Annotated in this window: 3 protein-coding genes; 1 reads left to right on the top strand and 2 read right to left on the bottom strand. The window is 41.5% G+C overall.

Features of this window, described 5'->3' with window-relative positions; genetic code table 11:
- Positions 1–60: 60 nt before the first annotated feature.
- A complete protein-coding gene (locus tag AB1797_13355; GenBank protein MEW5768573.1) occupies positions 61–651 on the bottom strand; it encodes a hypothetical protein in 591 nt (196 codons plus the stop codon).
- A 182-nt stretch (positions 652–833) separates the two neighbouring features.
- Positions 834–3,194 (bottom strand): hypothetical protein, encoded by a 2,361-nt coding sequence (locus AB1797_13360; protein MEW5768574.1) that lies wholly within the window; start codon positions 3,192–3,194, stop codon positions 834–836.
- A gap of 609 nt (positions 3,195–3,803) precedes the next feature.
- Between AB1797_13360 and AB1797_13365 the strand changes: the two genes are divergently transcribed.
- On the top strand, positions 3,804–4,282 hold a 479-nt coding region (locus tag AB1797_13365; protein ID MEW5768575.1), incomplete at its 3' end, for a sigma-54 factor interaction domain-containing protein.

Here is a 4,282-nt window from a genome sequence, read left to right on the forward strand (position 1 = left end):
GGTGGGCACCGCCCACCAAAAAGGCGTAGATGGCGAACAGATTGGTGGGTAATGTCCACCCTACTTCTGCGGAAGGTTAACCGCGCCTAAAGTTTCACAAGAAAATGGATGATTTTGAACCGTCCCGTCAATCTTAATGTTATCGACTGGAATACCATTAGACAATGCCGGATCTAACGAAAAATGACTGACGGATCCCCCCTCCTCTCTTTCCGTATCAATAAAGATAATATAATCTACCTCCTTATCCGTGTTCTTATCATAACTTTTAAAATCGATATCCTGATCTACTAAGTGGATTGCTTTCTTCACTCTCTCTTTCTCTGATGTCTCTTTAATTGTAATCCAGTCAAGAACAGTTCCAGACAACCTAAATTTTCCATAAGAAACTTCCTTATAATAGTCTGTAACACTTTGGCTTCCTCGGCTTCCTCCAAAGAACACAGTGGAATAGTGTTCTTTACTCTGTTGGTGAGGCTTACTTGGTGAGTCAATTAAAATAACTAAAACCTGTTGAGCACCACTTAACATATTACCAGGCACATTTCTTATCTCTGTAGATAGAGCCTGCACAGAAGAAATTATTGGGTTTGACACTTCTAATAACCCTAAAACAGATAACACTCCTAAGAATCTAAAGATTACTCTCATGCTCTTCCCCTCCCTTTTACTAACTATAGAGATACCCAAAGGATATTTCTCTTGGGTTTCCCTTTATTTGGTAGGAAGAGAAAGATTTCTTCCTCCATAAGCAAGTATAAGCCTCTTTCTCATCACCTCCTTAAGCCTATGCTTGCAGTATAACTTAACTTACAATTCACAACTCCCTTTTGTTACCAGGAAAAATTTCTGGTTCCATCTGGTTGATAACACCAGTCAAAATGTATTACAGGATAACTTTTTTGAGGGTAAATTTCTTTAAAATACAGATGGGCAACATATATCAACCCATAATAGCCTTGATGGGTTTTAATAGCGTATGTATTCCCCTCAACGATCGGCAACTCTTTACTATAACCTTCTGAGGGAACTAAAGTGACTTCCGTTAAGCTAACATTTCCCAAATCAATAATTCCTTCATCACTACCATAATCAAAAACTACAATGATTGCCTGATTAGACTCTTCCCATACGCAAAAATCCTCCTTTTTATAAACTATTTCACCTTTACTCAAATCAAAATTCCTTATCATCATATCAGCTTCATAGAGAATATTACTTCCTGAAGGTAGCAATGTCTTTATTAGAATAATGTTATGATTTGTAGAATTTTTGTTGCTAATTACTTCAATTTCTTTTAACGAAGTGTCTCTTAAATATCCCTTCTCGGCCGTTACTTCTAAGTCATATATTCCCACTGGCAAGTCTATCTTGTAGCTTCCATCATTCGGATCAATAGTTGTAGAAGCCTCCAACTTTCCATCTTTCCAAGCGCTCACTTTGGCTTTAGTTGAGGCTGGAGTGATAGTTCCACTAATTGAGCCCTTAAGTACTTCAGGTTCCGGCACTAACTGAACATCATGACCTGAAGAATCTTGTCCGGCTATCACTACAATGTCTTCTATAAGATAATCATAATAACCATCTGCTTCTATTACTAGATCATAAGTTCCCTCTTTTACTTCTCCTATAACATAACTGCCATCTTCCGGATTTATTCTATATTCAGAGTCTGGATTTGCAGAGAAAGAACTCCCAAATTCGCCTTTTAAAGTAAACCATATATCTTTACCTGGGAATAAAGGAGTAATTTTACCACTAATAGACCCTGTGGGTATTAAAGTGAGAGTAACATTATGATCTGGAGATTCTTCTCCAGCCACAACCTCAATATTGACCATCGAGGTATCTGAATAATAACCATAGGCGCTGGTCACTTCTAAATCATAGAGACCTTCCTTTAGATTCCAGATATGATAACTGCCGTCATCGTTTGTAAGCTCAACGGTTATTTCTTCTCCCTTCTGAAGAACATGCACCCTGGCCATAGCCAATGGAGGAGTGATTACCCCGCTGATTGACCCTACGGTAGATAGAGGTTTCAGGGTAATGTCCTGCCCTCCTGTATCTTTGCCTGCTGTTACTTCCACAGCCCATATAAGTCCGGGAGAGAACCCATCAGCTTCCGCTACTAAAATGTAAGTCCCCTTCATTAAGTCTTCTATCTTGTAATTTCCATCTTCATCTGCCCAATCACTGCCATCTCTTAAGCTGCCACGGCTGGCAGTAATAAATACCTTTGCGGAAGCCGGGGTAATCCTTCCGCTAATGGAGCCTAAGGGTTTCTCTTCTTTCAAGGTGACATTATGATCAGGAGAATCCTCAAAGGCAATTACAGTTATCCCTCGCAGAGAGGAATTTTCATAATACCGGTGGGTACTAACAACTAAATCATAAACCCCTCCTTCTAAACCTTCTATCCGGTAGCTCCCATCCTCAGAATCTATTCGGTCAGATTTTATCTCTTTCCCTTTTTGAACAGCAGTAACAATAGCTTCTGAAGAGATCGGAGTAATTGTTCCACTGATTGAGCCTGTGCCTGCTGGTATCCGCTCTACGTAATTTTGGCTGGTCAGATTTCCTTTTGAATCCTTTGATCTTAACTCAAAATTGTAAAAGCCACCTTTTGCGGGCCTGGCCACCACCACTTTATGATTGATAACTAGTCTTTCATCTTCTTCGCTCCAAAGCCCATCTTCACCCGTGGGGCCATATCTGACCTGACTGGTGGCTGGTTCATCTGTCACCCATTCTATTTCTATATTTCTTTCCCCTGTTGAGATGGAAACCTCTGAAATAACCGATGGGGTAGTATCAGAAGATTGAGATAAAGCAACCACCTCTTCTTTACTGGTGGCCAGATTATTGTCCGCATCTCTAGATCTTGCCTTAAGGTAATAAGTAACTCCTTTCTCCAGGCTATCGATAGTGACCTCATGCTTGGTCACCAGATCCTTGTCTTCTTCGGTGAGGAAACCGGTTTTGGCAGAGGTGCCATATTGAACCTGGCTGGTGGCCAGCTCATCAGTCAGCCACTTTACCTTTACTGTATCCTCTTCCTGCGAGACCCCTATCTCTGAGATGACTGGCGGGGTAGCGTCACTCGCTTCCGGGTTCTTGTCTCCATCACCGCAGCCGGGGCTGAGACAGAGCCCTAAAACCAGGCTAAAAACAAACCACCATGAGTTCTTCATAAAACGAACCCTCCTCTAATAAAGATTCAGACCACGAGAGGAGAAGTAGATAGTGGTTAATTCACCTACTTCTTTGCCCATCCGTGGCCTGTTTAAGATACTCCTTATTATACTTTTCGGGTTCGTTCTTTAAAAACTTAAGCAGAATTTCCGTTACTTTTGGTCAAAAAAAAAAAAAATTGCTTGACAGAAGTTAAACCTCCTGATATAATTAAAGCCTGATTTATCAGGGAGACACAGAGTCTCGATAAACAGGTGTCTTTTTTAGATCCTCTGTGCCTCCGGGTTTTAGGAAGGGAATTTTATTTTCCCTTCTGTGTATTTAGCTACAGCAAGAATTGTGCCAACTGGAAAAGAAGGGCCCTGTCTTGAGTGTTGGCAAGAAGTTAAGTTTGATGACTTAAAAGAGAGCTTGAAGGTAGGATTCTTCCTTGAATTGCGTCAAAATGAAGCAATGCTTACGTAAGTTTACCGATGGAACTCTCTTACAAACTGCTCATATATGAGCACCCATGCTCATATATGAGCAGTTTTCAAAGGACATTAGATAATTATCATCTAAGTTATTCTATCTTGCCAGAAAAAAAATTTGGAAAGAGGAGGGAATAAATGAATATGCCAGAAATTATAGCGGTCGATAAAGCAATGAAGGAGGTGCTGACCTTAGTAGCGAAGATCGCGAAGAGTGACATGACTGTTCTTATCACGGGTGAAAGCGGGACCGGCAAAGAGATTGTTGCCCGGATGATACACGAGCAAAGTAAACGTCGGACAGGGCCTTTTGTGCCTGTCCGTAAGGGGAATCTGCCGGAAACCCTGGCGGAAAGTCAACTCTTTGGCCATGCTGACGGGGCCTTTACGGATTGTAAAGGAGAGAGAAAAGGCTTTTTTGAAGAAGCCGAGGGAGGAACTATTTTTCTTGATGAGATAGGTGACCTAAGCAGAAGCATCCAGACCAAACTTTTAGCCGTGCTTCAAGAGAATGAAATCACCCGGATAGGGGAGACAAAACCAAGAAAGATAGATGGGCGGGTAGTCGCCGCCACTAACCGGAACCTGAAGGAAGAGATGCAAAAGGGCCGCTTCAG

It is taken from the genome of bacterium (assembly GCA_040753085.1).
In the GTDB taxonomy this organism is placed as follows: Bacteria; UBA9089; JASEGY01; order JASEGY01; family JASEGY01; genus JASEGY01.

What these genes read in the sequence shown, in the direction of transcription:
- AB1797_13360 (MEW5768574.1), bottom strand. Translation starts at nt 3,194, where the DNA reads ATGAAGAACTCATGGTGGTTTGTTTTTAGCCTGGTTTTAGGGCTCTGT.
- AB1797_13355 (MEW5768573.1), bottom strand. Translation starts at nt 651, where the DNA reads ATGAGAGTAATCTTTAGATTCTTAGGAGTGTTATCTGTTTTAGGGTTA.